We start from the raw sequence: 25971 nt of genomic DNA, 5'->3' as shown, positions 1-25971 counted from the left end.
TTCCGGTTGTGTAAAACGCGCTATGCAGAATGTTCATCTTTTCAGGCACAACGCCGTTTTTGCTACATTTTTATAACACGGGGCACGAAATGCGCTCGACCATAAAGTGTGCTTATGTTGTGATCGGGGTTCAATAAATCACTAAACAGGGTATACTCCGGAGTTGTTTATTGTACTAAACGCTCCCGTGAGAGGATGCTACAGCGCACCTATGACTCAATTCGCTTCTCCGGTTCTGCATACGTTGCTGGATACCGACGCGTACAAGCTGCATATGCAGCAAGCCGTGTTTCACCACTATCATGATGTTCATGTTGCGGCGGAATTTCGCTGCCGGGGTGACGACTTGCTGGGTATCTACGCAGATTCCATTCGTGAACAGGTCGATGCCATGCAGCATCTGGCGCTCACCGATGACGAATATCAGTGGCTTTCAGGCCTGCCTTTCTTTAAAGCGGACTATCTGAACTGGCTGCGTGAGTTCCGCTATAAGCCGGAACAGGTCACCGTCACCAATGATAACGGCAAGCTGGACATTCGTCTGACCGGCCCGTGGCGCGAAGTGATCATGTGGGAAGTGCCGCTTCTGGCCGTGATCAGCGAGCTGGCCCACCGCTATCGCTCCCCTGAAACCGGTGTAACGCAGGCGGTTGCTGCTCTGGAGAATAAACTCGTTGAGTTTTCCAGACTGACAGAAGGGCTGGATATGTCCCGCTTCCGTCTGATGGACTTTGGCACGCGCCGCCGCTTCTCTCGCGAGGTTCAGGAAGCCATTGTCAGACGTCTGCAACAGGAGCCGTGGTTCGTTGGCACCAGTAACTACGATCTGGCGCGTCGCCTTGATTTAACGCCGATGGGTACCCAGGCGCACGAATGGTTCCAGGCGCACCAGCAGATCAGCCCTGACCTTGCCAACAGCCAGCGCGCCGCCCTCGCCGCGTGGCTTGAGGAATACCCGGATCGGCTGGGTATTGCCCTTACCGACTGCATTACCATGGACGCGTTCCTGCGCGACTTTGGCCCTGAGTTTGCCGAACGCTACCAGGGTTTGCGCCATGATTCCGGGGACCCGGTTGAATGGGGTGAGAAAGCCATCGCCCATTACGAAAAATTGGGTATCGATCCCATGAGTAAGGTGCTGGTCTTCTCCGATAACCTTGACCTGGCGAAAGCCGTCGACCTTTATCGCCACTTCTCATCGCGGGTGAACCTGAGTTTCGGAATTGGTACGCGCTTAACCTGTGATATCCCCCAGGTGAAACCGCTGAACATCGTCATAAAGCTAGTGGAATGTAACGGTAAGCCGGTCGCGAAGCTCTCCGACAGCCCGGGCAAAACCATCTGCCATGACAAAGCGTTTGTCCGCGCATTACGTAAAGCCTTCGATCTGCCTCAGGTTAAAAAAGCCAGTTAACGGCTTCGGGGGAGCCTTCATGGCTCCCCTTCTCTTATTAATTTCTTATTTCTTCTCTTAAGACGGTGAAATTTACTTGTCTGATAGCGGATGGCAGGTAACATAGATATCCCCCCTATAAGGGCGGACAAGTGTTTATTTTTTCCGACTATTAACAGAGAGAATATTATGAGCGTTGTGCCTGTAGCCGACGTACTCCAGGGCCGTGTCGCCGTTGACCAGGAGGTCACCGTGCGCGGATGGGTGCGTACTCGCCGAGATTCTAAAGCTGGCATCTCCTTCCTCGCCGTCTATGACGGTTCCTGCTTTGATCCTGTACAGGCCGTCATTAATAATTCTCTGCCCAATTACAATGATGACGTTCTGCACCTGACAACCGGCTGTTCCGTGATCGTCACCGGTGTTGTGGTGGCCTCTCCGGGCCAGGGTCAGAGCTACGAAATTCAGGCGACCTCGGTGGAAGTGACCGGCTGGGTTGAAGATCCGGACACCTATCCGATGGCTGCAAAGCGTCACAGCATCGAATATCTGCGTGAAGTTGCGCACCTGCGTCCGCGCACCAACCTTATTGGTGCAGTGGCGCGCGTGCGTCATACGCTGGCGCAGGCGCTGCATCGATTCTTTGACGAGCAGGGTTACTTCTGGGTGTCTACTCCGCTGATCACGGCATCCGATACCGAAGGCGCAGGTGAAATGTTCCGCGTTTCAACGCTGGATATGGAAAACCTGCCACGTACGCCGGAAGGAAAAGTCGATTACGACAAAGACTTCTTTGGTAAAGAAGCCTTCCTGACGGTTTCCGGCCAGCTCAACGGCGAAACCTACGCCTGTGCGCTGTCTAAGATCTACACCTTCGGCCCAACCTTCCGTGCGGAAAACTCTAACACCAGCCGTCACCTGGCGGAATTCTGGATGCTGGAGCCGGAAGTCGCCTTTGCCGATCTGAATGACGTGGCTGGCCTGGCAGAAGCGATGCTGAAATACGTGTTCAAAGCCGTTCTCGAAGAACGCGCAGACGACATGAAATTCTTCGCTGAGCGTGTCGATAACGACGCCATCGCCCGTCTTGAACGCTTCGTCTCCGCAGACTTCGCGCAGGTGGATTACACCGACGCGGTCGCTATCCTGGAAAAATGCGGTGAGAAATTCGAAAACCCGGTTTACTGGGGCGTGGATCTCTCCTCCGAGCATGAACGTTATCTGGCAGAGAAGCACTTCAAAGCACCGGTTGTGGTGAAAAACTATCCGAAAGACATTAAGGCGTTCTATATGCGCCTTAACGAAGATGGTAAAACCGTTGCCGCGATGGATGTTCTGGCGCCGGGCATCGGTGAGATCATCGGTGGCTCCCAGCGTGAAGAGCGCCTGGATGTACTGGACGCGCGTATGCAGGAGATGGGCCTGAACCCGGCGGACTACAGCTGGTATCGCGATCTCCGTCGCTACGGCACCGTTCCGCACTCTGGCTTTGGCCTGGGCTTCGAACGTCTGATTGCTTACGTAACAGGTGTTCAGAACGTACGTGATGTGATTCCGTTCCCACGCACACCGCGTAACGCAAGTTTCTAACCGACCAAATCATTAATGGCCAGCAAATGCTGGCCATTATTTTATCCTGCAATGTCAGTTTTCGTCAGTCAAAAGTAAGCGTCTATAAACCACAACCCCGCAATTCCCTCTACCTGTTACGTTTTGTTTCCACGAAATATCCTTAGACAAAAAAACAACCCTATTCTTATTGCGCTTAATACAATCCTTACGCAATAGCACAAAAAACAACCACTTTCACAGCCATCTGGATGGCTTTTGTCGATTATAAGAAAAAATGAGCCGTTTAACTTCTGTTTATACGAAAGGCCTTTAGCTAAATTAAACATAAGGAAATCATATATATAAGAATAAAGGGGAGGTTTAATTCACCAGAACGCGCTGAAGTTTGAGGTGCTTCACAAAGTTCCCAAAAATACATATTTAGTTACACATATTTTCTTTTGGTAACTGAATCTTGAAGATTGTAGCACTTTCAGTGTAGCGAAACGGTTCTATGAATGGAAAGATGCCTGTCAGACACATAAAGACACCTAACTCTCATCAATAGTTCCGGAAATATTTATTGACAGAATTTATTGACGGCAGTGGCGAGTGTCATAAAAAAACCAATGAGGGTAATAAATAATGATGAAGCGCAATATCCTGGCAGTGGTAGTCCCTGCCCTGCTGGTAGCCGGTGCAGCAAACGCTGCTGAAATCTATAACAAAGACGGCAACAAATTAGATCTTTACGGGAAAGCAGTTGGCCTGCATTACTTCTCTGATTACGCGGGCAACGATGGCGACAACACTTACGCGCGTCTGGGCTTCAAAGGTGAAACTCAGATCAACGATCAGCTGACTGGCTACGGTCAGTGGGAATACAATTTCCAGGGTAACAACTCTGAAGGCGGCGATGCGCAGAACGGCAACAAAACCCGTCTGGCATTCGCAGGTCTGAAATTTGGTGACGCAGGCTCCTTCGACTACGGTCGTAACTACGGTCTGGTCTATGACGCAATCGGCATCACCGATATGCTGCCTGAGTTCGGCGGCGACACCGGCGCGAGCGATAACTTCTTCGCAGGCCGTACGGGTGGTCTGGCGACTTACCGTAACAGCAACTTCTTCGGCCTGGTTGACGGTCTGAACTTTGGTGTTCAGTACCTGGGCAAAAATGAACGTGATGACGCGGTACGTTCCAACGGCGACGGCTGGGCGACCTCTCTGAGCTATGACTACGAAGGCTTCGGCATTGTCGGTGCTTATGGCGCCGCTGACCGTACCAACAACCAGCAGACTCTGGAATGGGGTGAAGGCGACAAAGCTGAACAGTGGGCAACCGGCCTGAAATACGACGCGAACAACATCTACCTGGCAGCCATTTATGGCGAAATGCGTAACGCAGCGCGCCTGGGCAGCCGTGGTTTCGCTAACAAGTCTCAGGACTTCTCTGTTGTCGCTCAGTACCAGTTCGATTTCGGCCTGCGTCCGTCCATCGCTTACTACAAATCTAAAGCGAAAGACGTAGAAGGTATCGGTGACGAAGACTACATCAACTACGTTGATATCGGTGCGACCTACTACTTCAACAAAAACATGTCTACCTATGTTGACTATCAGATCAACCAGCTGAAAGACGACAACAAGCTGGGCATCAACAACGACGACATCGTGGCTCTGGGTCTGGTTTACCAGTTCTAATCAGCACACCTCGTTGCTATATGCTTAATGAACAGGGCTTCGGCCCTGTTTTTTTATTCCCGAGAGAAAATAATAGCGACTTTTGAAAAGCCGCACGCTTTTCGTCGCAAACGGTTGGCATTTTGTAAATCTACCGTTAACCTGATAGCGGATTTCACTTCTGTAATCACAATGGAACTTCGTCATGTTTGAGAACATTACTGCCGCTCCTGCCGACCCAATTCTGGGCCTGGCCGATCTGTTTCGTGCCGACGACCGCCCTGGCAAAATCAACCTGGGTATTGGTGTATATAAAGATGAAACCGGCAAAACTCCGGTACTGACCAGCGTCAAAAAAGCTGAGCAGTATCTGCTGGAAAACGAAACCACCAAAAACTACCTCGGTATTGATGGTATCCCTGAATTTGGTCGCTGCACCCAGGAGCTGCTGTTCGGCAAAGGCAGCACCATTGTGAGCGAAAAACGCGCCCGCACGGCGCAGACCCCAGGCGGTACCGGCGCACTGCGCGTGGCGGCAGATTTCCTGGCGAAAAACACCTCTGTGAAGCGTGTCTGGGTAAGCAATCCAAGCTGGCCGAACCACAAGAGCGTGTTTAATTCTGCGGGTCTGGAAGTCCGTGAATACGCCTACTATGACGCGGCAAACCATGCGCTGGACTTCGATGGTTTGCTGGCCAGCCTGAGCGAAGCCCAGGCGGGCGATGTGGTGCTGTTCCATGGCTGCTGCCATAACCCAACTGGTATCGATCCTACGCTTGCACAGTGGGAACAGCTGGCTAAGCTGTCCGTTGAAAAAGGCTGGCTGCCGCTGTTCGACTTCGCTTACCAGGGCTTTGCCCGTGGTCTGGAAGAAGATGCTGAAGGTCTGCGCGCATTCGCCGCCGTCCATCAGGAGCTGATTGTCGCAAGCTCCTATTCCAAGAACTTTGGTCTGTATAACGAGCGTGTCGGCGCCTGTACGCTGGTGGCCGCTGACGATCAAACTGTCGATCGCGCATTCAGCCAGATGAAGTCCGTGATCCGCGCTAACTACTCCAACCCACCGGCACACGGTGCGTCTGTAGTTGCGACGATCCTGAGCAACGATGCGCTGCGCGCAATCTGGGAACAAGAGCTGAACGATATGCGTCAGCGCATTCAACGCATGCGTCTGCTGTTTGTGAACACGCTGGCTGAGAAAGGCGCCGACCGTGACTTCAGCTTCATCATCAAGCAGAACGGCATGTTCTCCTTCAGCGGCCTGACCAAAGAGCAGGTGCTGCGCCTGCGTGAAGAGTTTGGCGTCTATGCCGTTGCCTCTGGCCGCGTGAACGTTGCAGGTATGACGCCTGACAACATGGCGCCACTGTGCGAAGCCATTGTCGCGGTGCTGTAACCTGCACCCATAAAAAAAGCCTGCATCGCGCAGGCTTTTTTATTGTAAGAGTTTACCAGACAGGCATTTCATCCTGAAGGAACGGGTTATGCAACCGCTCATCGCCCAGCGTTGACATTGGTCCGTGTCCAGGGATAAACGTCACATCATCACCTAACGGTAATAACTTCTGCTTAATCGACTGAATCAGCTGACCGTGATCGCCGCGTGGGAAATCGCTGCGTCCTACGCCCCCTTTGAAAATCACGTCACCGGAAATCAGCAGGCGTGACACGTCATCAAAGAAGACAATATGGCCGGGCGTATGCCCGGGGCAATGCAACACCTGTAAAGTTACATTCCCTACGTTAACGCGATCGCCTTCGTTCAGCCAGCGGTCCGGTGTCAGTGGCTGACAGTCATCCAGACCAAACATGCGGCTTTGGGCAGGCAGCCCCTGAAGCCAGAACTCATCTTCTTTTTCCGGGCCGATAATCGGCACACCGTAGTGTTCAGCCAGTTCAGCCGCTGCACCCACATGGTCAAGATGGCCATGAGTCAGTAAAATCTGCATCAGCGTTACACCGCTGGCAGCGACTTCCTGCTTGATTGTCTCAGCGTCGCCACCGGGATCAACAAGCGCGGCCAGTTTAGTTTGTTCACACCAGATCAATGAACAGTTCTGTGAGAACGCGGTAACCGGAATAATACGATAGTTCATACTGCTCCTGTGTTTCGTTATTACCAGTGCCGAACCGGCCCGGTATCAATATGCACAAAGTTGCTACGTGGGTAGTATCCTACACCACCTGCGCGCATAGATAACGCCGCTTTGCGAATATTGGCTAACGAAACGCCTTCAATATGGAAATCCATCGCCTGCCCTTTGGTGTGATAGCTTTTTTTCGCTACCCCACGGCTGTGGGCGCGCAGTTCATTGTTGGTATCCAGAGAGCGATAGCCAGAAATGAGTTGCACCGGCCTTTTGGTCCCCAGCAGTCCCTGCAAGCGGTAAAGCTGATCGAATAATCCAGGGTCGATGGCTTTGATTTTGTTCGCGCGGAAATCACGGAAAAAATGGTTGAGTCGTGCTAATTCATCCTGAATATAGCCTCTGCCATCGAAAAATTCCGCTTTAAGCGTCTCACCAGTATGCAGATTGTTGAGCGTTAAAATACGCGGACGAGGTGTCGAGAGGGTGGCAAATGCTGGCGTCGGAAGGATGGCTGCTGCGCCCAGCGCAACGCCACCTAGCGCCAGCAATTTGCGGCGATTAGCGTCAAATTTGTCCATGATAATCAGGTCTACAGGTAAAAGAAATTGTCAATATGCTTAGCGCACGAAGGGCACCATAACTGGCAAAGCCTGCTACGTCAAGGCGCCCAATCCCAGTGTATACGCGGCTTGCAGCCAGATCGCCTCATATTCACCATAACTTACGACAATCATTTTTACCGAACTACTTCATTTACCTGATTAATTGTTCCGCTTTTGGCAAGATTTGTGCGCCGGATCGCGCTGTCAGATCATAATTGTAAATATCTGTACGATACTGGGTACGTCCGTCCGCGCCCACAAACGCCGTCAGATAGTAAAGATTGACCGGAATATTGTGGCGGATATTGACGTAACGCGTATCCCCCTGCTTCAGGGCATCTGATATCCGCGTATCGTTCCAGCCTGCATCCTGCAACAGCATATTCGCCAGCTCCGAGGCCTTATTCACGCGAACGCAGCCAGAACTGAGCGCGCGTGCGTCTTTCTGGAACAGATTATGGTTCGGGGTATCATGCAGATAGATTGCGTCCGAACTTGGCATATTGAATTTGTAACGTCCGAGCGAGTTATGCGCACCCGGTGCCTGCTGGAAACGGAACGGCAGGTTCGAAGGCGTAATCGTTGACCAGTCGACCATCCAGGGGTCAATCGCTTCTTTGCTGTTCCAGCCACGCATCACCGTATAGTTATGTCGCTCCAGATATCCCGGGTCATTCCAGACCTTAGGCAGGATATCTTTGCGCGCCAGCGTCGGCGGCACGTTCCACGGCGGGTTAACCACCACGTTATTCAGCGCGCTGCTCATCATCGGCGTTTTGCGGTCAGGTCGACCCACAATCACGCGGGACGCCAGCACTTCGCTACCGTCCTGATAGTAGACCAGGGAGTACGCCGGAATGTTGACCATAATGCCGGTGGATAACGTGCCCGGCAGCAAGCGCAAGCGCTGGATATTCAACGCCAGCACCCCTGCCCGCTGGGACGGAGAGACGTTCAGCCAGTCGCGAGTCGATGGACCAATCACGCCGTCGGCGCCCAGCCCCTGCGCGGCCTGGAACTGCTTCACTGCCGCGACCAGTTCGCGATCGTAAGCGGCGGGCTTATTGCTCAGCGCAACGGCGGTTTTCTCTTTTACCGGCGCCGACGGGCTGACGACTGCGTTTTGCGTCTCGTCGCCGGGCAGCGCAATTTTAGGGCCGCTGTCAAGCATGCCAGACCGTTTCATAATTTCGCGAATCGCAGGCACATCGCTGCTCCATTGTCCCGGACGCAGCGTTGCTGTTCCACGCAACTGAGGCCACGGGCGGGAATCCGCGACCAGCTCAAGAAGCGACTGATGCATCGTGGCATACTGCGGGTGGGCGGGCGCAAGGCTTGCGATAAAGCGCGGCAGTTCACCGTTGTCCAGCGACAGCTGCCACTGATTAATGACGGACAGCGCGGGCGTCGCCAGCTTGTACGGTTTACTGCTGTATAACCAGCGGTTGCCGTTCACCGAAATCCCTGCCACAAACTGCAAGTAGCCCATCATGGCATCAGACAGCACCACGTCACGCGCCTGTCCGGTTACGGCAGGGTCGGTCAGGAGTTCAACCCAGGTCGTGAACTGTGGCTGAAAACCTGCAATCGCCACTTCAGCCAGTTGCTGCTGGAAGGCACGTACCGCCTCGCGATTTTCCCACATCGGTTTCATATCGCGCGCAGCGTAAAGCAGCGTGAGCTGGTTAATATAAGCGGGGGTATAGCCCGAGGGCAGCCCGGTCATAAGCTGCTGGCGTAATGATTCAGTATCGATGCCTTCCGGCAGCGGTTTAATGCCGGCCATGATGGCCGTCGCCGGAGACTGATCCAGCGGTTGTGACAGCGACGTCGGCTGCGCGCCCATCGTCGCGGAGCTGTCAGTCGGTACAATTTCAGGCTCATCGGCCTGAGCGGTAAACAGTGGAGCAAACATCACTGTCAGGCACAAACTCAGCGCAGACAGCTGACGACCACGATCTTTCTTAAGCAACATCCCTTGCCCCCTGTTTTTCACGACATGCCCAGTATTATGGAGCTTTCCTTCAGTATAGAAAGGCTTACACGCTGCTGCCTTACCTTATGTAAAGAAGTTTAAAGATAACGCAGCCCTGAACACAAGTTAAGTGAATAAAAAAAGCGACGCCTGAGCGCCGCCTTTTATCATACCCGGGGTTAAGAGGCGTCAGCCGTGCCCGGTAAAGACTCCGGAGGCTGCGGCGCAAAGCCACGCAAACCTACGACGTGTACATGTTCACTGTTCTGGAACACTTTACGCACCAGCTTATAGGTTGTCCCTTTTTCCGGACTGATGTTTTCCGGCGCCGCGATGATGAGCTGCATATCGAGTCGCTCGCAAAGCTCAAACAGCGTGGCGATGGAGCGGGCGTCGAGACGCGCGGCTTCATCGAGGAACAGCAGACGGCATGGAGAGATGTCCTTGCCACGCAGACGACGCGCTTCATCTTCCCAGCTCTGCACCACCATCACCAGAATCGACATACCGGTACCGATGGCTTCACCGGTAGAGAGCGCACCGGATTCCGCGCGCAGCCAGCCGTCTGAGCCACGGTTAACCTCAACTTCCATTTCCAGATAGTTGCGGTAGTCCAGCAACTCCTCGCCGATGGTTTGCGGCGTACGCTGGCCCATGTCAATCTGCGGATTCAGACGCTGATACAGCTTCGCCAGCGCTTCGGAGAAGGTCAGGCGGTTACTGTTGAACAGATCCTGATGCTGCTCATGCTGTTCAGACAACACGTCAAGCAGCGTGGAGTGCGCCTCACGCACGTTCACGTTCAGCCGCACGCTGTTGACCTGACCAAACGACACGCTTTGCAGGCCCTGGTTCAGCTGACGGATACGGTTCTGCTCGCGCTGAATGGTTTTACGAATAATATTCGCCACGCTGCGGGAGCTGATTGCCAGCTTCTGCTCGCGGGAGGTCAGCTCCTCCGTCAGACGGCCCAGCTCGATCTCCATCTGTTCGATCGCTTCAACCGGATCGTCGGTACGGATGATGTCCTGACGAATACGCTCGCGTAAGTGCTGATAAACCGCCACGAAGAACTGAATTTTGCGCTCAGGACGCTTCGGATCTTCGGACATGCGCAGCACGTCGCGCAGGTGTTCATTGTCCGCCACGGCCAGACGCAGCGCACCCAGCGCCTTATCCGACATAGAGCGCAGTTCATCGGCTGACAGGTACGCCAGCTCGCGACGGTGCAGACGACGCTCCACGTTGTTGTCTTTCACCATGCGCATCACCGCGCACCAGCCCGCCTTCGCGGTCACAACCTGTTCACGCATCTCAAAATAGTCGCGCTCCAGCTTGCGCAGACGACGCGTCAGGTTGTCCATCTCCGCCTCACAGAAGGTCAGCGCTTTTTCGAGCTGATTACGACGCGCACGGTTGTTGCTGAGCTGAGCATGCAGCTCATCGCGGCGAATACGCGCCCGCTCTTCTGCGCCGCTGTCGGCGCGCACGCCAATGTCCTGCAACTCTTTATGCAGGTCATTTAACAGCTCTTTCTTGGTGTCGAAGGAGCTTTTCAGCGACGCCATGACCTGGCTGTACTGGCTCAGCTGTGCAGCGTGAGTACGCATCGCTTCACGGGCGCGCGTTCGTTCCGCTTCGGCCTGCTCAAGACGCTGGCGCAGCTTTTCATTCAGATCGCTGTTCCCGCTCAGCATTTCTGCTGAATCGGAGTAGCCGAAGTGTGCGCGACGTTGCACCACTTCCGTGAGGGCAAACGCCTGCTGACGCGCTTCGCGCTGCACCTGCTGTGACCAGGCGTAATCTTCTTTTAACTGCTCAAACTGTTCCGGGTCGCTCTGGAGAACGGAAACCATCGGCTCCAGTTTTGCCAGCTGATTGCCGTGTTGCTGCACAAAGCGCGCCGCTTCCTGCGCTTCGTCCAGACGTTCCTGAATCTCATCCACGCGGTCGGCGAGCGTATCGTCCGCCAGCAGGTTCAGGCGCGGCAGGATGCGGTTAAGGGCCGCAACGCCTTCTTTCGCCTGCTCAAACTGCACGCGGCTTTGCTGGTTGTCATTTTCATGGCTGGCAAGCGCACGCTCCAGCTCACCGCGGCGGGTGTTGAGCTTACGAATTTCGGCTTCCGGATCGGGCTGGAAGGCAACGCCCAGATGGCTGCCGATAAAGCGGCTGAACGCCTGATGCAGACGCTGGGTTTTCTGCACGTCAAACGACAGGGTCGCAAAACGCTCTGAAAGCGTTTCACGCTCGGCGTGCAGGCTTTCAATACGGTTTTCACGCGCGGCGCGGCCAAACAGCGGCAGTTCCGGGAAGCGCGAATAGCGCCACTGGCGATCGGCGATTTTCACCACCACCGCTTTTTCCAGCTCGTCGACGCTGAATACGCTGTCATCAAACGACTGCGGATCCCCTTCGATGAGGTAGAGATCTTCCGGGCAGTCTTCCAGCCCTGCAAGCTGGTCAGAAATCAGCGACAGATCCGGCACCACAATCGCGTTACGGGACGGACCGTACAGCGCGGAGAAGTACGGCGCATCGTCCAGGCCGACGTCGTCGTAAATTTCAGACAGCAGCACGCCGCCGAAACGCTCAGCTAACGCATTCAGGCGCGGATCTTCTGAGCCGCCAGGCTGGCTTAAACGCTCGATTTCTTCATCGACGTCACGCTTGCGCGCGCCCACTTCGTCACGCTCAACAATCGCTTCGCGTTCGCGCTCCAGCAGCTGTTGCATGTATTCGGTGACGTCCTGGCTGGAGGCAAACTCCTGACCACACTGCTCGCTGAGCTGGTTCAGGCTGCTTTGTGCGGCCAGCCAGATCGGCGCACGCTGTAAGAGAGTCTTCGAACGGGACTGAAGCTGTTCCAGCTCCTGACGCAGCGTCATGCGCTGTTCGCTGGCGTTCGATACGGTATCGGACAGGGCCGCAATACGCGCTTCCAGCTCCTGATGCAGAGCCTCAAGCTCGTCGAAATCGTAATTTTTACCCTGACGTTTGCAAAATTCCGCCAGCAGACGCTCAGCTTCCTGCTGTTCACGCAGACGCTGTTCCAGCTCGTTCAGGCGCATGCGCAGCGGCTGCACCTGCTCGGCCAGATGGCGCTGATTAACGCCGTCGCGCAGTAGCTCACGGGCAACGTCCCATGCTTCGTTACGCGCCAGCGGACCGTTGATCGCCACCACCAGCTGGTACGCCTGCTCAAACTGGCTGTGTGCCGTTTGCGCCACGCTCATTTTCTGATCGAGAGAAAGCAGTTTCTCAGTGGCTTCCTGCTCTTTGGCCTGGAAGGTATCCAGCCATTCGTCAGCGCTTTCAGGGGTCAGGTCCGGCAGGTGGCACAGCTCTTTGGCACGCTGCAACGCCTGCAGCGCCTGGTTGTATTGGATCGCGCGGGTCTGCTGCACGTCCAGCGCCTGCTGGTAGTCTGCGAGCTGGCTTTTCAGCTCATCCACTTCCAGCTCGGCGGCTTCCGCGCGGGCTTCGTTCTCTTCCTGCAAATCGGCGGCTTCTGCCACCACTTCATTTTGCTCTTCAAGACGAATTTGCAGCTCATCGAGATCGGCTTCATAACGCTCGATTTTTTCCTGCTGACGCAGCGCGGTTTGCACCAGGTTCAGATGATCGCTGGCCGCCTGGTAATCGGCTTCCAGATCCCCTTCGGCACCGTTGTGCTCGCCCAGTTCGCGCGCCATTTCGACATGCTTATACTGCTCGGCGACCAGCTGTTTGCGGGAGGTAAACAGCTCGCGGCGGTATTCCAGCGCCTGATCGAGATGAATACGGCGCTCGTTGGCGTGACGCATATAGTCTGCCGCCACGTAGTTGGTGGCTTCGCTGATCAGGTGCTTAAACAGATCGCGGTCAGATTGCGTAACGCGAATCGCTTCCAGCGTCATGCGGTTTTCACGCAGCGCGGCTTCCATATCCTGGAAGGCCTTACGCACGCCGCTGTTTTCCGGCAGCAGGTAGTCGCGCAGGGAGCGGGTAATGGCGCTTGAGATACCGCCGTACAGGGAGGCTTCAATCAGACGGTAGTATTTACTACGATCTGACGCGCTGCGCAGACGACGGGCCACCACGCCGAGATCGAACATCAGAGAGTGGTAGTCGGTAATGGAGTTAAACTGCTTAAACTGCACGCCTTCGATGGCTTCCAGCTTGTCTTTCAGCTCCTGGAGCGTCAGAACGCGCGCCTGACGTTCATTCAGGGTTTCCGTCAGCAGCGCGGTCGGCTGCACGGAGGTTGGCAGCCCCTGGATCGCAAACGGTTTGATATCTACTTTACGGTCGCGGCCGGCAACCTGCTGCAGGCGCACGCCTACAACCACGCGCTGATGACGGGAGTTGATCACGTCCAGCACCGAATAACAGACGCCCGCTTTCAGCTTACCGTGCAGCCCTTTATCTCGGGAGCCGCTCGTTGCACCCGCTTCAGTGGTGTTACGGAAGTGCAGCAGGGTCAGGTCAGGGATCAGCGCCGTCACGAAGGCCGCCATGGTGGTGGATTTACCTGCCCCGTTACCGCCGGAGAGCGTTGTCACCAGCTCATCCAGATCGAAGGTTCGGGCAAAGAAGCCGTTCCAGTTAATCAGCGTTAGTGAGCGAAATTTACCGCGTTCAATCATTACTCTTCCTCCCCGCTATCCGGCTGATTCTCTTCGTGCTCGTCATTGAGCTGCAAATGGTTTTCCACCGGCATCGCTTCACCGTCACGGATCATGCGCAGCTGTGCTTCACGCGCATCGTCACCCGCACGCACGTCGGCACCAAAGCGGAAGACCGATTCGGTAATGCGGAACTTGCTGCTGTCGTGACCCATGAACCAGACCATTCCCAGACGGCGCAGACGGTTCAGGGAAGAGCGAACTTTTTCCTGTAATTTCTGACGGTCCAGATCGGACCCCGTCGAGCGATTATTTACCAGCTTGAGCAGCTTGCTTTCATCCGCCAGCGACAGCAGCTCATCGTAAAGCTCCTGCTGGGTGAAGATCCCTTCATTCGCCAGACGTTCCGGGCTGAGGTAGAGGTAGCAGAGAATTTTGCCGACCATCATATCCAGTTCGGAAAGCACCGAGCGCGGAATAAGCGTAGTAGAGCGCGGACGCAGGTAGAAAAACCCTTCCGGCGCGCGGATCAGCTCAACGTTATAGCGAGCGTAAAACTCTTCCAGATACTCCTGAAAGTCCATCAAAAAGGCGTGATTATCCAGCTCGTCAAGGCCAATGTGACGACCGGCACGCAGTTGGCTGTCCAGCGCCGGAAACAACGGATTCGCCAGCGCCTGTGCCAGCTTAACTGGCATCACTTGTTCAATATTTGTCAATGACATGCGCCTGTACCTTGGCTCCGTAATCGTTAATCGGCTGCCACTTCGGCGGCAGTCCGGTGAAATCGGCTTGTGCGATGCCCAGGCGCACCGCCTGGTCTACAACAATGCGGGCTACATCGAAGTGGCGCGCTCGCGGATACTGCGCCAGATAGTCGCGTACCACGAGGCCAAGATCCAGCGGTGCTTGTCTGGCTTTATAGACAGCGAGCTGTTCTTCGATCATCGCCGCAAGCTGCTCGCGAATTTCGTTAAATTCTTCGTATTCCAGATCCGGCGGCAGTTCCCCGGTAACCTCTTCATCACGCAGCGCCATCTCTTCGTCGCGCATATCCAGAAGACGATCGGCGTTGGCGTAGGTCAGCGCCCACGGCGCATCAAAGTAGGTCTGTACCGACTGGCGCAGACGCTGAGCAAAGACGCGGTTCTTATCCATATCAATGGCGGTACGGATAAATTTATGCACGTGGCGGTCGTAACCGATCCACAGGTCGATCGACTGCTGGCCCCAGCTGATAATGCGGTCAAGCTTACTCTGCAAATCAAACACCAGACGGTCGATAAAATGCAGATCGTCGTGCGCCATCGTCGCGTCCTGGATGCGCAGCAGGTTGGCCTGTAGCTTATCCCCAGCCGCCTCCAGCGTATCCTGCAACTCACGTAGCGTACCGGACGTTTCTGACAGCAAAAGTTCACAGCTGGAGATGGCCGCACGCCAGTCTTTATTCAGCAGTTGAGCGATATCGTCTTTGACCTGCTGCTGCTGTTCGTCCATCAGACGTTGAGTCAGATCGATACTGTCGAAAATCTCGGCGACCGAGTATTTTAGCGGCGCGTAAACGTTGCGATGCCAGTGGAATTCGTCACCGTTTTCATCAGCCGCGTCGGCGGCACGCTTCAGCTCGCCTGCAACAATGGAGAGCTGCATGGAGAGACGCAGCGTGGAAAATTCGCGCTGGCGGATGTAATAGTCGGTAATGCCAATGCCCAGTGGCGTAAGACGATAGATGGCGTTTCCTTCCGCCTGCTCGCTGGTAAAGCGGTTCAGCAGACGTTGACGCACCATATCATTGATTGCGTTGTTGGCACGCACGCTAATGGTTTCGCTGGTTTGCTCAAACGCATCACTGACGTGGCGGAACGCATCCACCAGTTCGCCTTCACTCATTTCGCCATCCAGGCGTTCGCCGTTTAGCGTCGCAACCGCCAGCAGGAATGAGAGTCTGTCTACCGGCAGCGAGATGGAGAAATCGTTTTTCCTGGCCCAGGCAACCAGTTCGGGGACTGTCTGGGAAAATTCACTCATAGATTATCCTTGCATCTGCGGCTTGCGCGCGGTGACGTGGATATAGCGGCCAAGGCTCAGATAAGGCTCCTGGCGGCAGTACCGCGTCTCTATTTCTGTTAAGGCGTCTAAACAGTCATCCTGTTTTTGTTTATCACGCAGATAATCATGAAACACCCTCACGCCAGTTTTGCCGGTAATTTCCCAACCGATCTCCTCCAGCCAGCCATAGACCTGCTGCGGTTCACGGGGGAAATCCGGTGAAAGCGTGCGTCGTTTCTTTTTATACATGCCCTGCTGTACATAGCCAAAATTGCCGACCAACACGTTTCGCATCAGCAGGCCGTTGGCATTGTAAAACATCAGCGATAACGCACCGCCCGGGCGCAACATCGACCACAGCGTTTTTAACATCGCTTGTGGTTCGGCGACCCATTCGAGCACAGCATGAAACAATATCAGATCAACCTGCGTTTCCAAATGCTGCGGAATGTCCTGAGCGGCGCAATGTATAAAATGCATGTTGTCGCTCACACCTTTCTCTTCTGCCGCTCGCCCGGCGCGCGCAACCATCTCGGCAGAAAGATCGCAAAGCGTGACGTGATGTCCCCGCTGCGCCATCAGAATTGCAGTCTGCCCTTCCCCACCGCCGGCATCCAGTACGCGCAACGGTCGGTCACCAAATTCAGCCAGCAGCTTATCCAGATCCTGCCAGAGGATCGTCTGACGAAGCTGACCTTTGGTGGTGCCATAAATGTTGCGCGAAAACTTTTCCGCGATGTCATCAAAATTGCGATCCCGCATTGGGAGGGTTCCACTCACTGCAAAACCGCTATTTTGTCACACCCGCGCGGAGAATGAACCACTCTGGTGTAATATCACGGGCAATCGCCTGCTGTATGGTTAAAAAAGGAACCAAAAAGGATGCTTTTTACCCTAAAAAAATATATCGGAGGCATGATGCTTCCCCTTCCCCTGCTGTTGCTTCTCATCGCGCTGGGGCTGGCATTGATATGGTTTAGCCGCTTTCAGAAAAGCGGTAAATCCCTCGTCACCGTGGGCTGGCTGGCGCTGCTGTTACTCAGCCTGCAACCGGTCGCTGACGGTTTGTTACGCCCGATTGAAAACACCTACCCTACATGGCAGGGAAAACAGAAGGTGGGCTATATCGTGGTGCTGGGCGGCGGGTATACCTGGGATCCGAACTGGGCGCCCAGCTCGAACCTGATCAACAACAGCCTGCCGCGCCTGAACGAGGGGATCCGCCTGTGGCTGGCCAATCCGGGATCGAAGATGATCTTCACGGGCGCTGCGGCAAAAACCAACCCGGTAAGTACCGCTGAAGCAGGGGCAAGAGTGGCTGAATCGCTTGGCGTACCACGTTCCGCCATCATCACGCTGGATAGCCCAAAAGATACCGAAGAAGAAGCTGCTGCGGTGAAACAAGCCATCGGTGATGTGCCGTTCCTGCTGGTGACCTCTGCTTCACACCTGCCGCGCGCAATGATTTTCTTTGAGAATCAGGGCCTGCATCCGCTTCCTGCTCCGGCAAACCAGCTGGCCATTGACGCCCCGCTCAACCCGTGGGAACGGATAATCCCGTCCCCAGTATGGCTGATGCACAGCGACCGCGTCGGTTACGAGACGCTTGGCCGCCTGTGGCAGTGGCTTAAGGGTTCGTCAGGCAAGCCAGGGCAGGAGTGATTTTGCGGCCAGATCGAAACTGGCCCGATTAAAGCGCCCGGTGTTGACCAGTTGCGCTACCTCATCCCAGAGAAGATAGAGCCAGCGTCGCCAGAGAAAGGCCTCCGCAACGGGGGCGCGCTGAAGATAGTGCCAGAGCAAATCTTCCGCCGCCCCGCCCTCGCTCAGCCTGAACAGTTCGTACTCGCGCGGCGCCCAGAGCATGATCCCCGGCCCGACCATTGCCAGAAGCTGATCGCTGCGCGAGTCTTTAAGCATACTGCGCAGCGTGAAGTTGCCGTGAACCAGCACGCAGTTGTCGTTAAAACCCTCAAACAGCGTCGGCAGACACTCCCGGGTGCGGAATAAAATACGTTTGTCCTGCATCGTTAAACCGGTGTTGTTGAACTGGTTCAGCGTGCCCCACAGCACTTCAACACGCTGGCGATACCACAGCGGCCACAGGTTTTCTTGGGTGCTGTCTACTGCGCCAACAAGACCCCGGCTGTCCTGCCGATGCCAGGCAAGCAGAGCCTCGACAATTTGATCTTTCAGCTGTTCCCAGCGCTCCGGTGTACGCGTCGGGGCTTCAACAGAAACCCCGCGTAAACGTTCGATAAGCAAAACATCCGGGCCGGGATGCTCCTCATGGGTCATCACGCCGTAGACCGTCGGCATACGGACTGTCCCTTCCCGCGCCAGCATCGACATTTTCCAGGCCAGCTGTCTGGCGACGCCCGGCGAGGTAAAACTTCTGGCCATCAGCGGCATGGGGTTTCCCTGACTGTCGTACAACGACCAGAGTGCGGTATCGGCCTTTTCATTCACGCATTCCACCCGGCTTAGCTGTTCGCCAAGGAGATGGCTGAGTTCAGCACGCAGCTGTTCCATATGAGATTACCCCCATTAAGACTACTGCTTTTATAATGAGCGCGCGAACCCCGGATGTCACCCGGTCGAGATCAATAATGAAAAAGAAAAGGAAGAGAACATCCCCCCAGAACGAGGGGATGGCAGCGAATTAACGCAATTCGACGCGTACGCGATCGAGATCTTCAGGCGTATCCACGCCGGTGCCAGGGACTTCCTGGGCAACCGCAACGTGAATTTTCTCGCCGTACCACAGCACGCGAAGCTGTTCGAGCATTTCGATATGCTCAAGCGGGCTTGGTGCCCAGGCGACATAGCGACGAATAAAGCCGGCGCGGTAGCCGTAAATACCGATGTGGCGCAGGAAGGTTTCGCCGATCGTCTCTTTCGATTGCGCGAAACGATCGCGATCCCACGGAATGGTGGCGCGGGAGAAATAGAGCGCGTAGCCCTCTGCGTCCATGACCACTTTCACCGCATTCGGATTGAACGCCTCTTCAGCGTGGTGAATCGGCACCGCGAGGGTCGCCATGCCAACCTTACGCTGGGCCAGGTTGTCGGCCACCTGACGGATAATAGCCGCCGGGATCATCGGCTCATCGCCCTGCACGTTCACAATCACCGTCTCGTCACTGAAACCGCATTTTTCGACGACTTCCGCCAGGCGCTCGGTGCCTGACTGGTGGTCGGCACGGGTCATGCACACTTCCCCACCCGCGGCCTCAACCGCTCGCGCGACATCCGGGTGATCGGTGGCGACGATGACGCGTCCGGCGCCCGATTCGCGTGCCCGTTCAAGGACATGCACAATCATCGGTTTACCGTTGATATCCACCAGCGGTTTACCTGGCAGGCGCGTTGAAGCATAACGCGCAGGGATAATGACAACAAAACTCATGGTTTGATCTCTTCTGCCACCAGGGAACGGGCTTCATTTTCCAGCAGGACCGGAATACCGTCACGCAGCGGGAACGCCAGGCTGTCCAGTTTGCAAATCAGCTCTTGTTTATCCTGGCTGTAATACAGTTTGCCGTTGCACACCGGGCAGGCAATAATTTCAAGTAAACGGTGATCCATAGTTCCTCCGTATGGGTAATTGCTAAAGCTTACCACATTCTTTTTTCAGGGAGTGCCTGTTTCCCAGCCACCTCGACAGGTCGTAAACAGCCCCGCAGGCACGCGACCGAGTACAATTTCATACGCCCCCTGCCAGCGCGCAAATTCACTGAGCGCAGACGTTAGCCCTTTTTCCAGGCCAGCCGTGACTTTTATGCCCTCTTGCAGCCAGAGCGCGATAATTTCAAGCGTGCCGGTTTTACGGTGCATTTTAGCGTCCATGCGCCCGACAAGCTGCCCTTTATGAAGCAACGGCAAAACAAAATAACCGTACTGACGCTTTTGCGCCGGGGTGTAGCATTCCAGACGGTAGCTGAAATCAAACAGCTGTTCGGCCCGCTTTCTGTCCCAGACTACGGGGTCGAATGGCGAGAGCACGGCACTGTGGGTCGCCTGGAGTTTGCCCTCTTGCGCCTGCGCCAGCAGAGGGAACAAATCCGCATGCAGCCACATTTCACCTAACGACTCAACCGAGACCGGCATCACGCGCTGTTCACGCTGCCACGTTTCCAGCAGCGGTTTTAGCTGCGGCTGACGCAGGCGATAATAATCCGCCAGCCACTGTGGGCGGAATATGCCCAGGCTGCGGGCGCTGTTCCCGAGCATGATGGCTTCGGCTGCGTCCTGAGACAGCAGGTCACGCGTATCGTCCCAGTGAGGCATAACGCGGTGCGTGAGGTCATAAACGCGCTGAAAGTTGCGGCGCTCGACCACCATCACTTTGCCCGACGTAAACAGCCCTTCAAGATGGCGTTTGTGCGGTTTCCACTCCCACCATCCGCTTGCGCCTTTTCGCGGGTGTTCAAAATCCGCGGAGCGTACCGGACCGTTTTCCTGAATATGGGCAATCAGTTGTTCTATTTCATCCGCGTGTTCCACCATCCACTCCTGACGGTATTTCCAGCCCATTTTGTCCGGGGCGAGCATGCGGTGACGCACCAGTGCAAAATCGCTGCGCGGGAGAAAACAGGCTTCATGCGCCCAGTATTCCATCAGTTCGCCCTGACTTAGCGCATTATCCAGCCACTGCGGAGGATAGTTTCCCAGGCGGCTAAACAGGACCAGATACGGGCTACGCGCCACGATGTTAATGGTGTCGATTTGCAGCAACGACATGCGTTGCACGGTAGAGAGGATATCCGCTGGCTGTGCGCGGCGGCGGGACTTTTTCAGAAGCCCCTGGGCGGCAAGATGCAGGTTTCGTGCGGCTGCAAGTGAGAGTTGCGGTAGAGACATGCGTTTTCCTGTCAGTCAAAGCGCCACCGGAACCGCGTAGAAGTTACTGCACTAACGCGAGCAGTTCCTTGAGCAAATGTTCCGGCTGTTCGCCGCTGAGTTCAGCATCAACCGGCAGATACCACCAGTTTTCTTTCGCAAAGGCCCGGCATTTTACCGCGTCTTTTTCCGTCATGATCAGCGTCTGGCCCGGTGCGGCCAGCCTCTCAATCTCTTCGGCAACCAGCGCCTGGTGATCGGCCAGCGGTACCCGTTTCTCCAGCCGCGCGCCGCACTGCTCCAGCGTCGCGAAGAAACGCGGCGGATGACCAATCCCGGCCATCGCAATCAGATGATCCAGTAACGCGACGTCTTTACGCTCGCCGGTCAGCATATTCACTGCCTTTCCGGGACGAAGATGCATCGGGATCTCACCCGCTCTGGCTTCACCACCGTTTACAATCACGGCATCGACGCTCTTCAGGCGCGACGCACGCTCACGCATTGGACCGGCTGGAAGCCACCAGCCGTTGCCAAAACGCCGCACGCCGTCAATAACCACGATCTCTTTGTCACGCGCTAGCGCGTAATGCTGCAAACCATCATCGGTAATTATGATTTGTACGTCATGCTCTGCAAGCAGTGCCTTTACGGCATCACTGCGCACCGGCGATACCGCAACCGGCGCGCCAGTACGTTGGTAAATCAGTACCGGCTCATCACCGGCTTCAGCGGTTGTCGTAGCTGGGCTCAGCACCAGTGGATACTGCGCCGCTTTACCACCGTAACCGCGTGAGACAACTCCCGGGCGGATACTGCGCTTCTGGAGCTGTTCTACCAGCCAGATCACCACCGGCGTTTTGCCGTTTCCCCCCGCCGTCAGGTTGCCGACCACCACTACCGGTACCGGTGCGCGCCAGGCGCGCTTGATACCGAGGCGATAAAGCAGACGAATAGCACCGCTCACCAGGCCATACAGCCAGGAGAGCGGGAGAAGCAGCACCCACAGAGGGGATTCACCCGACCAGATGCGTGCAATCATTGACCGAACTGCATTTTATGAAGCTGCGCGTATACACCACGTTGTTCCAGCAGGTCCGCATGGCTGCCGCGTTCAACGATAACGCCGTCTTCCACCACCACGATTTCGTCAGCCTGTTCGATGGTCGACAGACGGTGCGCGATAACCAGCGAGGTACGGTTTTTCTGTAATTCATCCAGAGCCGACTGGATAGCGCGTTCAGATTCCGTATCCAGTGCGGACGTTGCTTCATCGAGGATCAGAATCGGGCTGTTGCGCAGCAGCGCTCGGGCAATCGCGATACGTTGACGCTGACCACCGGAGAGCAGCACCCCGTTTTCGCCAATGATCGTATCCAGACCGTTATCCATTTTGTTAATGAAGTCCATCGCATAGGCCATACGCGCCGCATTCTCGATCTCTTCACGGCTGTACTCTTCGGTACGGGCATACGCAATGTTGTTCGCCACCGTATCGTTGAACAGATGCACGTTCTGCGAAACCAGCGCGACCTGGTTACGCAACGACTGTAGGGTATATTCCCGCAGGTCGTGACCATCAAGCAGGATTTCGCCCTGGTCGATATCGTAGAAACGGGTAATCAGGCTGGCAATAGTCGACTTGCCCGAACCGGAACGACCGACCAGTGCAACGGTTTTACCCGCCGGGATGGACAGGCTGATATCACGCAGCGCCGGCACTTCACGGCCTGGATAGGTAAAGGTCACGTTGCGGAATTCCAGGTCACCTTTAGCGCGCTCGATCACGCGTGTACCTTCATCTTTTTCCTGTTCGGAATCGAGGATGCTGAACAGCGTCTGACAGGCTGCCATCCCGCGCTGGAACTGGGCGTTGACGTTAGTCAGCGATTTCAGCGGACGCATCAGCGCAATCATGGATGAGAACACCACGGTAATGGTACCCGCAGTCAGGGTTTCCATGACGCTCGGGAAGCTTGCTGCATACAGGACGAAGGCCAGGGCCAAAGAGGCAATCAGCTGAATGATCGGATCGGAAATCGACGAGGCCGATACCATTTTCATCCCTTGCAGGCGCATTCTGTTGCTGACCTTGTCAAAGCGTTTGGTTTCGACTTCCTGACCGCCGAAGATCAACACTTCCTTATGGCCTTTCAGCATCTGCTCGGCGCTGGTAGTCACCTGCCCCATCGTATTCTGCATATTTTTACTGATGTTACGAAAACGCTTTGATACCACGCGGATCGCGATGGAGACAATCGGCGCCAGCACAATAAGGATCAGCGACAGTTGCCAGCTGTAATAGAACATCATCGCAAAAAGACCGATGATGGATGCGCCTTCACGCACAACGGTAATCAGTGCGCTGGAAGAGGACGACGCCACCTGCTCTGAATCGTAGGTAATACGCGACAGCAGGGTACCGGTTGACTGTTTGTCAAAGAATGAGACTGGCATCCCCATCATGTGGCTGAATAACCGACGGCGCATGGTCATCACCACTTTACCGGATACCCAGGAGATGCAGTAGCTGGATACATAGCTGGAGATTCCGCGTAAGATCATCAGCCCAATAACCACCAGCGGCATCCATAGCAGCACTGAACGATCCGTTTTACCAAAACCGTCATCCAGTAACGGTTTGAGAAGCGATAACATAAACGTATCGCTGGCTGCGTTGAGGATTAACGCTACGCCCGCCACGATCAAGCCTGCTTTGAAAGGTGCAATCATCGGCCAGAGCCGGCGGAACGTTTGCCACGTGGAGAGATCTTTGTCGTTATGCATTCAAAAAACCAGCATTTGTTGAAATAGCCGCATATTCTACCCGTTATCTACGGGCGCGCCAAACCACTGATGATACCAACGCGGTAAATAGTGTTCACGTAAGCGGCGAATTTGCCGACTTTGGTGCGAAAACGTCACAGTTATCTGTCCGGACTGCGGGGTATCAAGCCAGAGATATCCCTCAGTTCGATAGCGCCTGACTACTTTGATGGAAGGGAAACGCCACGCGTTATAGCGGGCCATCGAGGCCAGCGAAACCTGCCCCTCCACGCGCTGTAGCAGCGGTGTTGAAGATGACGTGTTACTCCCATGGTGCGGCACCTGAATCAGTGTAGCCGCAAGTTGACGCCAGCGGTGGCTCAACATTGCCAGTTCTGCCTGCGCTTCAATATCTCCGGTCAGTAAAACGCTCTGTTCGCCGTCATCGATTTTTACCACACAGGAGCGGTTGTTACCTTTCGCCGGGGTGTTTTCGGGTGGCCAATGCACGGAGAACGTTAACCCATGCCACTGCCATCGCTGTCCACGAAAGCATGGAAGATGTCCGGCCCAGGCTAAGGGGCTTCTGATCCACATTGCAGGCCAGGCAGCTTTTAGCGATGCCAGTCCCCCCGCGTGGTCGAGATGTTCATGGCTCAGGATCACCCCTTCCGGCCTCAGATGATGCCAGCGTAGCCAGGGGATAATCAGCTGCTGCGCGCTGTCCCCACCGGGCCATGCCAGCCCGGTGTCATACAGAATGGCCTTCCCGTGACGCTCAATGACCATCGCCAGCCCTTGCCCTACATCCAGCATATGCAGGGACCAGCTGTCAGTTTTAATCCTGTGCCAGAGGGGAAATGCCATCACCACGCTGCCTGCCAGACAGACTGCGGGTACTGCGCTGAAGGCCCTGAATCGCCAGCCAATGATCAGCAGCCACGGCAGTAACGTCAGGTATTGCCAGCGTTCATCCACGTCCTGCCAGCCATTCGGTAAACGCATCAATAGCCAGAAAAGTCCTGCCAGAGACTTATCGGCAGCCAGCCAGACGATACTTTCCAGCGTCGCCACCGGAAACAGATGCAGAAACATGCCGAGCAGGATCAGTGGAACTGAGATAAACGTTACCAGAGGAACAGCAAACAGATTCGCCACCAGCGAGGAGAGACTGAAACCATGGAAAATCAGTACCTGAAGCGGCAACAGAAGCAGCAGCATTCCAACCTGCAAATACAACAGCGTAACCAGCGGCCGCAGGCACCGGCCACGTTGCCAGTGCGGGAGAGGCAACCACTGATACCAAAAAATAAGCGCGGCGACCGCAACCGCGGATAACGCCAGGCTTTGTGACAGTACCGCCAGCGGATCGAAAAACAGGATCGCCGCCACGCAGGTAAGCCATACCTGCCAGGGCGACCACTGACGACCGCCCATTTTTAATGCGGCCAGCACCACAAGCGCCATAACCGTACGCAGCGCAGGCGGCTGCAAGCCCGTTAGCCATGCGTAAAACGCGGCAAAATGCAGACCTGCCAGTAAAGGCACTTGCCAGATAATCCAGCGGCCCGGCAGGAAAAATTGGATGCCCCGAGCCAGTAGCCAGACAGCAGAAGCGGCCAGCGCAATATGCAATCCCGAGATTGCCATCAGATGCATCGTTCCGGTCTCACGCATCAGGTTTTTTATCTCCCGCGAGACCGACAACCGCTCCCCCATCCCCAGCCCCAGGATCACGGGCCCCCACTGATATGCTGAAAGCGTATTCTGTAGTGATGTCAGGTATTGCGAACGCAGGCTACAGCGTGCGTCGACAATCTCCGCATGGGTAAACCGTCCGCTCAGCGTCTGGTGTCGGGCAAAGGCGTTTTTCTGCGAATCATAGCCGCCATCGTTGAGTTCTCCGTGTACCGCCCTGAGCCGCAGGGTCATTGCCCAGCGTTGACCCACGCAGACATTTTGAGGCAGGTAGTTGCCGTAGAGTGACACGCCCATGGCAGCCCACACACGTTCTCCATTGAGGCTGATAATCCTTCCCTGATGCATCGTTGCGCCGTCCGTTGCGGTAATGACCACCTCGGCCTGCTGCGGGGCTTTCGTTAAATGGTTCATCGGCCACACGCTTTCCTGAGCGGCCAGGATCCCCCAGCACATAAAAAGCAATGCGAGGCCTGAAAACCTGAGCCATTTTCTCTGCTGTACGGATAACGCAATTCCTGCGGCAATCAGCAACCAGACAATATGCAAGTCTGGCAAAACGGGTAACCAATAGAGCGGGATTATGGCCAGAATGGCGCACATACTGATAACGTGGATCCCCATCTTCACCTCCATGTTTCAGGCGATTATGCGGCGGGACTGTTGCGTCGTCAGACAGAAAAAGCGTGATTTACAGCGGGCGCTGCAACGTTTT

At 55.4% G+C, this 25971-nt stretch carries 19 protein-coding genes; 5 read left to right on the top strand and 14 right to left on the bottom strand.

Translation table 11 applies throughout. The features are described from left to right. Positions 1-211: 211 nt before the first annotated feature. From pncB to ACQG0S_RS07565, 4 genes are all read left to right on the top strand, one after another. On the top strand, positions 212-1414 hold the full coding sequence (gene pncB, locus ACQG0S_RS07580; RefSeq protein WP_023299736.1) for a nicotinate phosphoribosyltransferase: 1203 nt from the start codon (positions 212-214) through the stop codon (positions 1412-1414). A gap of 168 nt (positions 1415-1582) precedes the next feature. Next, positions 1583-2983, top strand: a complete 1401-nt coding sequence (asnS, locus tag ACQG0S_RS07575; protein ID WP_003858191.1) for an asparagine--tRNA ligase — start codon at positions 1583-1585, stop codon at positions 2981-2983. A 606-nt stretch (positions 2984-3589) separates the two neighbouring features. Beyond that, positions 3590-4648, top strand: coding sequence for a porin OmpF (ompF, locus tag ACQG0S_RS07570; RefSeq protein ID WP_022647640.1), 1059 nt, complete (start codon positions 3590-3592; stop codon positions 4646-4648). A 184-nt stretch (positions 4649-4832) separates the two neighbouring features. Then, entirely contained in the window at positions 4833-6023 is a 1191-nt protein-coding gene (locus ACQG0S_RS07565) for an amino acid aminotransferase (RefSeq protein WP_048965695.1), read from the top strand. Positions 6024-6075: 52 nt separating this feature from the next. Here the strand turns inward: ACQG0S_RS07565 and ACQG0S_RS07560 are convergent, their stop codons facing one another. The 7 genes from ACQG0S_RS07560 to cmoM all read right to left on the bottom strand — a co-directional run bounded on the left by ACQG0S_RS07560 (position 6076) and on the right by cmoM (position 16712). Further along, positions 6076-6723, bottom strand: a complete 648-nt coding sequence (locus ACQG0S_RS07560) for an MBL fold metallo-hydrolase (RefSeq protein WP_023299733.1) — start codon at positions 6721-6723, stop codon at positions 6076-6078. 20 nt (positions 6724-6743) lie between these two features. Beyond that, a complete protein-coding gene (locus ACQG0S_RS07555; protein ID WP_003858202.1) occupies positions 6744-7295 on the bottom strand; it encodes a YcbK family protein in 552 nt (183 codons plus the stop codon). Between the two features lie 175 nt (positions 7296-7470). After that, complete coding sequence (gene ldtD, locus ACQG0S_RS07550) at positions 7471-9294, bottom strand: L,D-transpeptidase (RefSeq protein ID WP_048965696.1); 1824 nt, start codon at positions 9292-9294, stop codon at positions 7471-7473. A gap of 179 nt (positions 9295-9473) precedes the next feature. Then, positions 9474-13922, bottom strand: coding sequence for a chromosome partition protein MukB (gene mukB, locus ACQG0S_RS07545; RefSeq protein ID WP_023299731.1), 4449 nt, complete (start codon positions 13920-13922; stop codon positions 9474-9476). After that, positions 13922-14626, bottom strand: a complete 705-nt coding sequence (gene mukE / locus ACQG0S_RS07540; protein ID WP_003858208.1) for a chromosome partition protein MukE — start codon at positions 14624-14626, stop codon at positions 13922-13924. Before mukE ends, mukB begins: the two co-directional genes overlap by 1 nt. Beyond that, positions 14607-15929 (bottom strand): chromosome partition protein MukF, encoded by a 1323-nt coding sequence (gene mukF, locus ACQG0S_RS07535; protein WP_022647635.1) that lies wholly within the window; start codon positions 15927-15929, stop codon positions 14607-14609. Before mukF ends, mukE begins: the two co-directional genes overlap by 20 nt. Positions 15930-15932: 3 nt before the next feature. Beyond that, positions 15933-16712 (bottom strand): tRNA uridine 5-oxyacetic acid(34) methyltransferase CmoM, encoded by a 780-nt coding sequence (cmoM, locus tag ACQG0S_RS07530; protein WP_006809373.1) that lies wholly within the window; start codon positions 16710-16712, stop codon positions 15933-15935. 120 nt (positions 16713-16832) lie between these two features. Between cmoM and elyC the strand changes: the two genes are divergently transcribed. Next, entirely contained in the window at positions 16833-17612 is a 780-nt protein-coding gene (gene elyC, locus ACQG0S_RS07525; protein ID WP_022647634.1) for an envelope biogenesis factor ElyC, read from the top strand. Here the strand turns inward: elyC and ACQG0S_RS07520 are convergent. The 7 genes from ACQG0S_RS07520 to ACQG0S_RS07490 form a co-directional block, all read right to left on the bottom strand. After that, positions 17589-18482, bottom strand: coding sequence for a YcbJ family phosphotransferase (locus tag ACQG0S_RS07520; RefSeq protein WP_023299729.1), 894 nt, complete (start codon positions 18480-18482; stop codon positions 17589-17591). The genes elyC and ACQG0S_RS07520 overlap by 24 nt on opposite strands. 130 nt (positions 18483-18612) lie before the next feature. Beyond that, positions 18613-19359 carry a 3-deoxy-manno-octulosonate cytidylyltransferase gene (gene kdsB, locus ACQG0S_RS07515; RefSeq protein ID WP_023299728.1) on the bottom strand — a complete coding sequence of 249 codons (747 nt, stop codon included), beginning with the start codon at positions 19357-19359 and terminating at the stop codon, positions 18613-18615. Continuing rightward, positions 19356-19538, bottom strand: coding sequence for a protein YcaR (ycaR, locus tag ACQG0S_RS07510; RefSeq protein WP_003858220.1), 183 nt, complete (start codon positions 19536-19538; stop codon positions 19356-19358). The genes kdsB and ycaR overlap by 4 nt, the downstream gene beginning before the upstream one ends. Before the next feature lie 45 nt (positions 19539-19583). Continuing rightward, complete coding sequence (locus ACQG0S_RS07505; protein ID WP_048966411.1) at positions 19584-20813, bottom strand: winged helix-turn-helix domain-containing protein; 1230 nt, start codon at positions 20811-20813, stop codon at positions 19584-19586. A 43-nt stretch (positions 20814-20856) separates the two neighbouring features. Then, positions 20857-21834, bottom strand: a complete 978-nt coding sequence (lpxK, locus tag ACQG0S_RS07500) for a tetraacyldisaccharide 4'-kinase (protein ID WP_048966412.1) — start codon at positions 21832-21834, stop codon at positions 20857-20859. After that, positions 21831-23579, bottom strand: coding sequence for a lipid A ABC transporter ATP-binding protein/permease MsbA (gene msbA, locus ACQG0S_RS07495; protein ID WP_003858227.1), 1749 nt, complete (start codon positions 23577-23579; stop codon positions 21831-21833). The genes lpxK and msbA overlap by 4 nt, the downstream gene beginning before the upstream one ends. A gap of 36 nt (positions 23580-23615) precedes the next feature. Next, positions 23616-25880 carry a ComEC family protein gene (locus ACQG0S_RS07490; protein ID WP_063137587.1) on the bottom strand — a complete coding sequence of 755 codons (2265 nt, stop codon included), beginning with the start codon at positions 25878-25880 and terminating at the stop codon, positions 23616-23618. Between the last annotated feature and the right edge of the window lie 91 nt (positions 25881-25971).

It is taken from the genome of Enterobacter cloacae complex sp. 418I7, assembly GCF_050030705.1.
Classification (GTDB): Bacteria; Pseudomonadota; Gammaproteobacteria; order Enterobacterales; family Enterobacteriaceae; genus Enterobacter; species Enterobacter intestinihominis.
The sequence above is the reverse complement of the archived record's forward strand: the minus strand, read 5'-3'. Positions and strand labels throughout refer to the sequence as shown.

What these genes read in the sequence shown, in the direction of transcription:
- ompF (WP_022647640.1), top strand. Translation starts at nt 3,590, where the DNA reads ATGATGAAGCGCAATATCCTGGCAGTGGTAGTCCCTGCCCTGCTGGTA.
- ACQG0S_RS07555 (WP_003858202.1), bottom strand. Translation starts at nt 7,295, where the DNA reads ATGGACAAATTTGACGCTAATCGCCGCAAATTGCTGGCGCTAGGTGGC.
- msbA (WP_003858227.1), bottom strand. Translation starts at nt 23,579, where the DNA reads ATGCATAACGACAAAGATCTCTCCACGTGGCAAACGTTCCGCCGGCTC.
- kdsB (WP_023299728.1), bottom strand. Translation starts at nt 19,359, where the DNA reads ATGAGTTTTGTTGTCATTATCCCTGCGCGTTATGCTTCAACGCGCCTG.
- ACQG0S_RS07505 (WP_048966411.1), bottom strand. Translation starts at nt 20,813, where the DNA reads ATGTCTCTACCGCAACTCTCACTTGCAGCCGCACGAAACCTGCATCTT.
- pncB (WP_023299736.1), top strand. Translation starts at nt 212, where the DNA reads ATGACTCAATTCGCTTCTCCGGTTCTGCATACGTTGCTGGATACCGAC.
- ACQG0S_RS07490 (WP_063137587.1), bottom strand. Translation starts at nt 25,880, where the DNA reads ATGGGGATCCACGTTATCAGTATGTGCGCCATTCTGGCCATAATCCCG.
- ACQG0S_RS07565 (WP_048965695.1), top strand. Translation starts at nt 4,833, where the DNA reads ATGTTTGAGAACATTACTGCCGCTCCTGCCGACCCAATTCTGGGCCTG.
- asnS (WP_003858191.1), top strand. Translation starts at nt 1,583, where the DNA reads ATGAGCGTTGTGCCTGTAGCCGACGTACTCCAGGGCCGTGTCGCCGTT.
- cmoM (WP_006809373.1), bottom strand. Translation starts at nt 16,712, where the DNA reads ATGCGGGATCGCAATTTTGATGACATCGCGGAAAAGTTTTCGCGCAAC.
- ycaR (WP_003858220.1), bottom strand. Translation starts at nt 19,538, where the DNA reads ATGGATCACCGTTTACTTGAAATTATTGCCTGCCCGGTGTGCAACGGC.
- lpxK (WP_048966412.1), bottom strand. Translation starts at nt 21,834, where the DNA reads ATGATTGCACGCATCTGGTCGGGTGAATCCCCTCTGTGGGTGCTGCTT.
- ldtD (WP_048965696.1), bottom strand. Translation starts at nt 9,294, where the DNA reads ATGTTGCTTAAGAAAGATCGTGGTCGTCAGCTGTCTGCGCTGAGTTTG.
- ACQG0S_RS07520 (WP_023299729.1), bottom strand. Translation starts at nt 18,482, where the DNA reads ATGGAACAGCTGCGTGCTGAACTCAGCCATCTCCTTGGCGAACAGCTA.
- mukF (WP_022647635.1), bottom strand. Translation starts at nt 15,929, where the DNA reads ATGAGTGAATTTTCCCAGACAGTCCCCGAACTGGTTGCCTGGGCCAGG.
- ACQG0S_RS07560 (WP_023299733.1), bottom strand. Translation starts at nt 6,723, where the DNA reads ATGAACTATCGTATTATTCCGGTTACCGCGTTCTCACAGAACTGTTCA.
- mukB (WP_023299731.1), bottom strand. Translation starts at nt 13,922, where the DNA reads ATGATTGAACGCGGTAAATTTCGCTCACTAACGCTGATTAACTGGAAC.
- elyC (WP_022647634.1), top strand. Translation starts at nt 16,833, where the DNA reads ATGCTTTTTACCCTAAAAAAATATATCGGAGGCATGATGCTTCCCCTT.
- mukE (WP_003858208.1), bottom strand. Translation starts at nt 14,626, where the DNA reads ATGTCATTGACAAATATTGAACAAGTGATGCCAGTTAAGCTGGCACAG.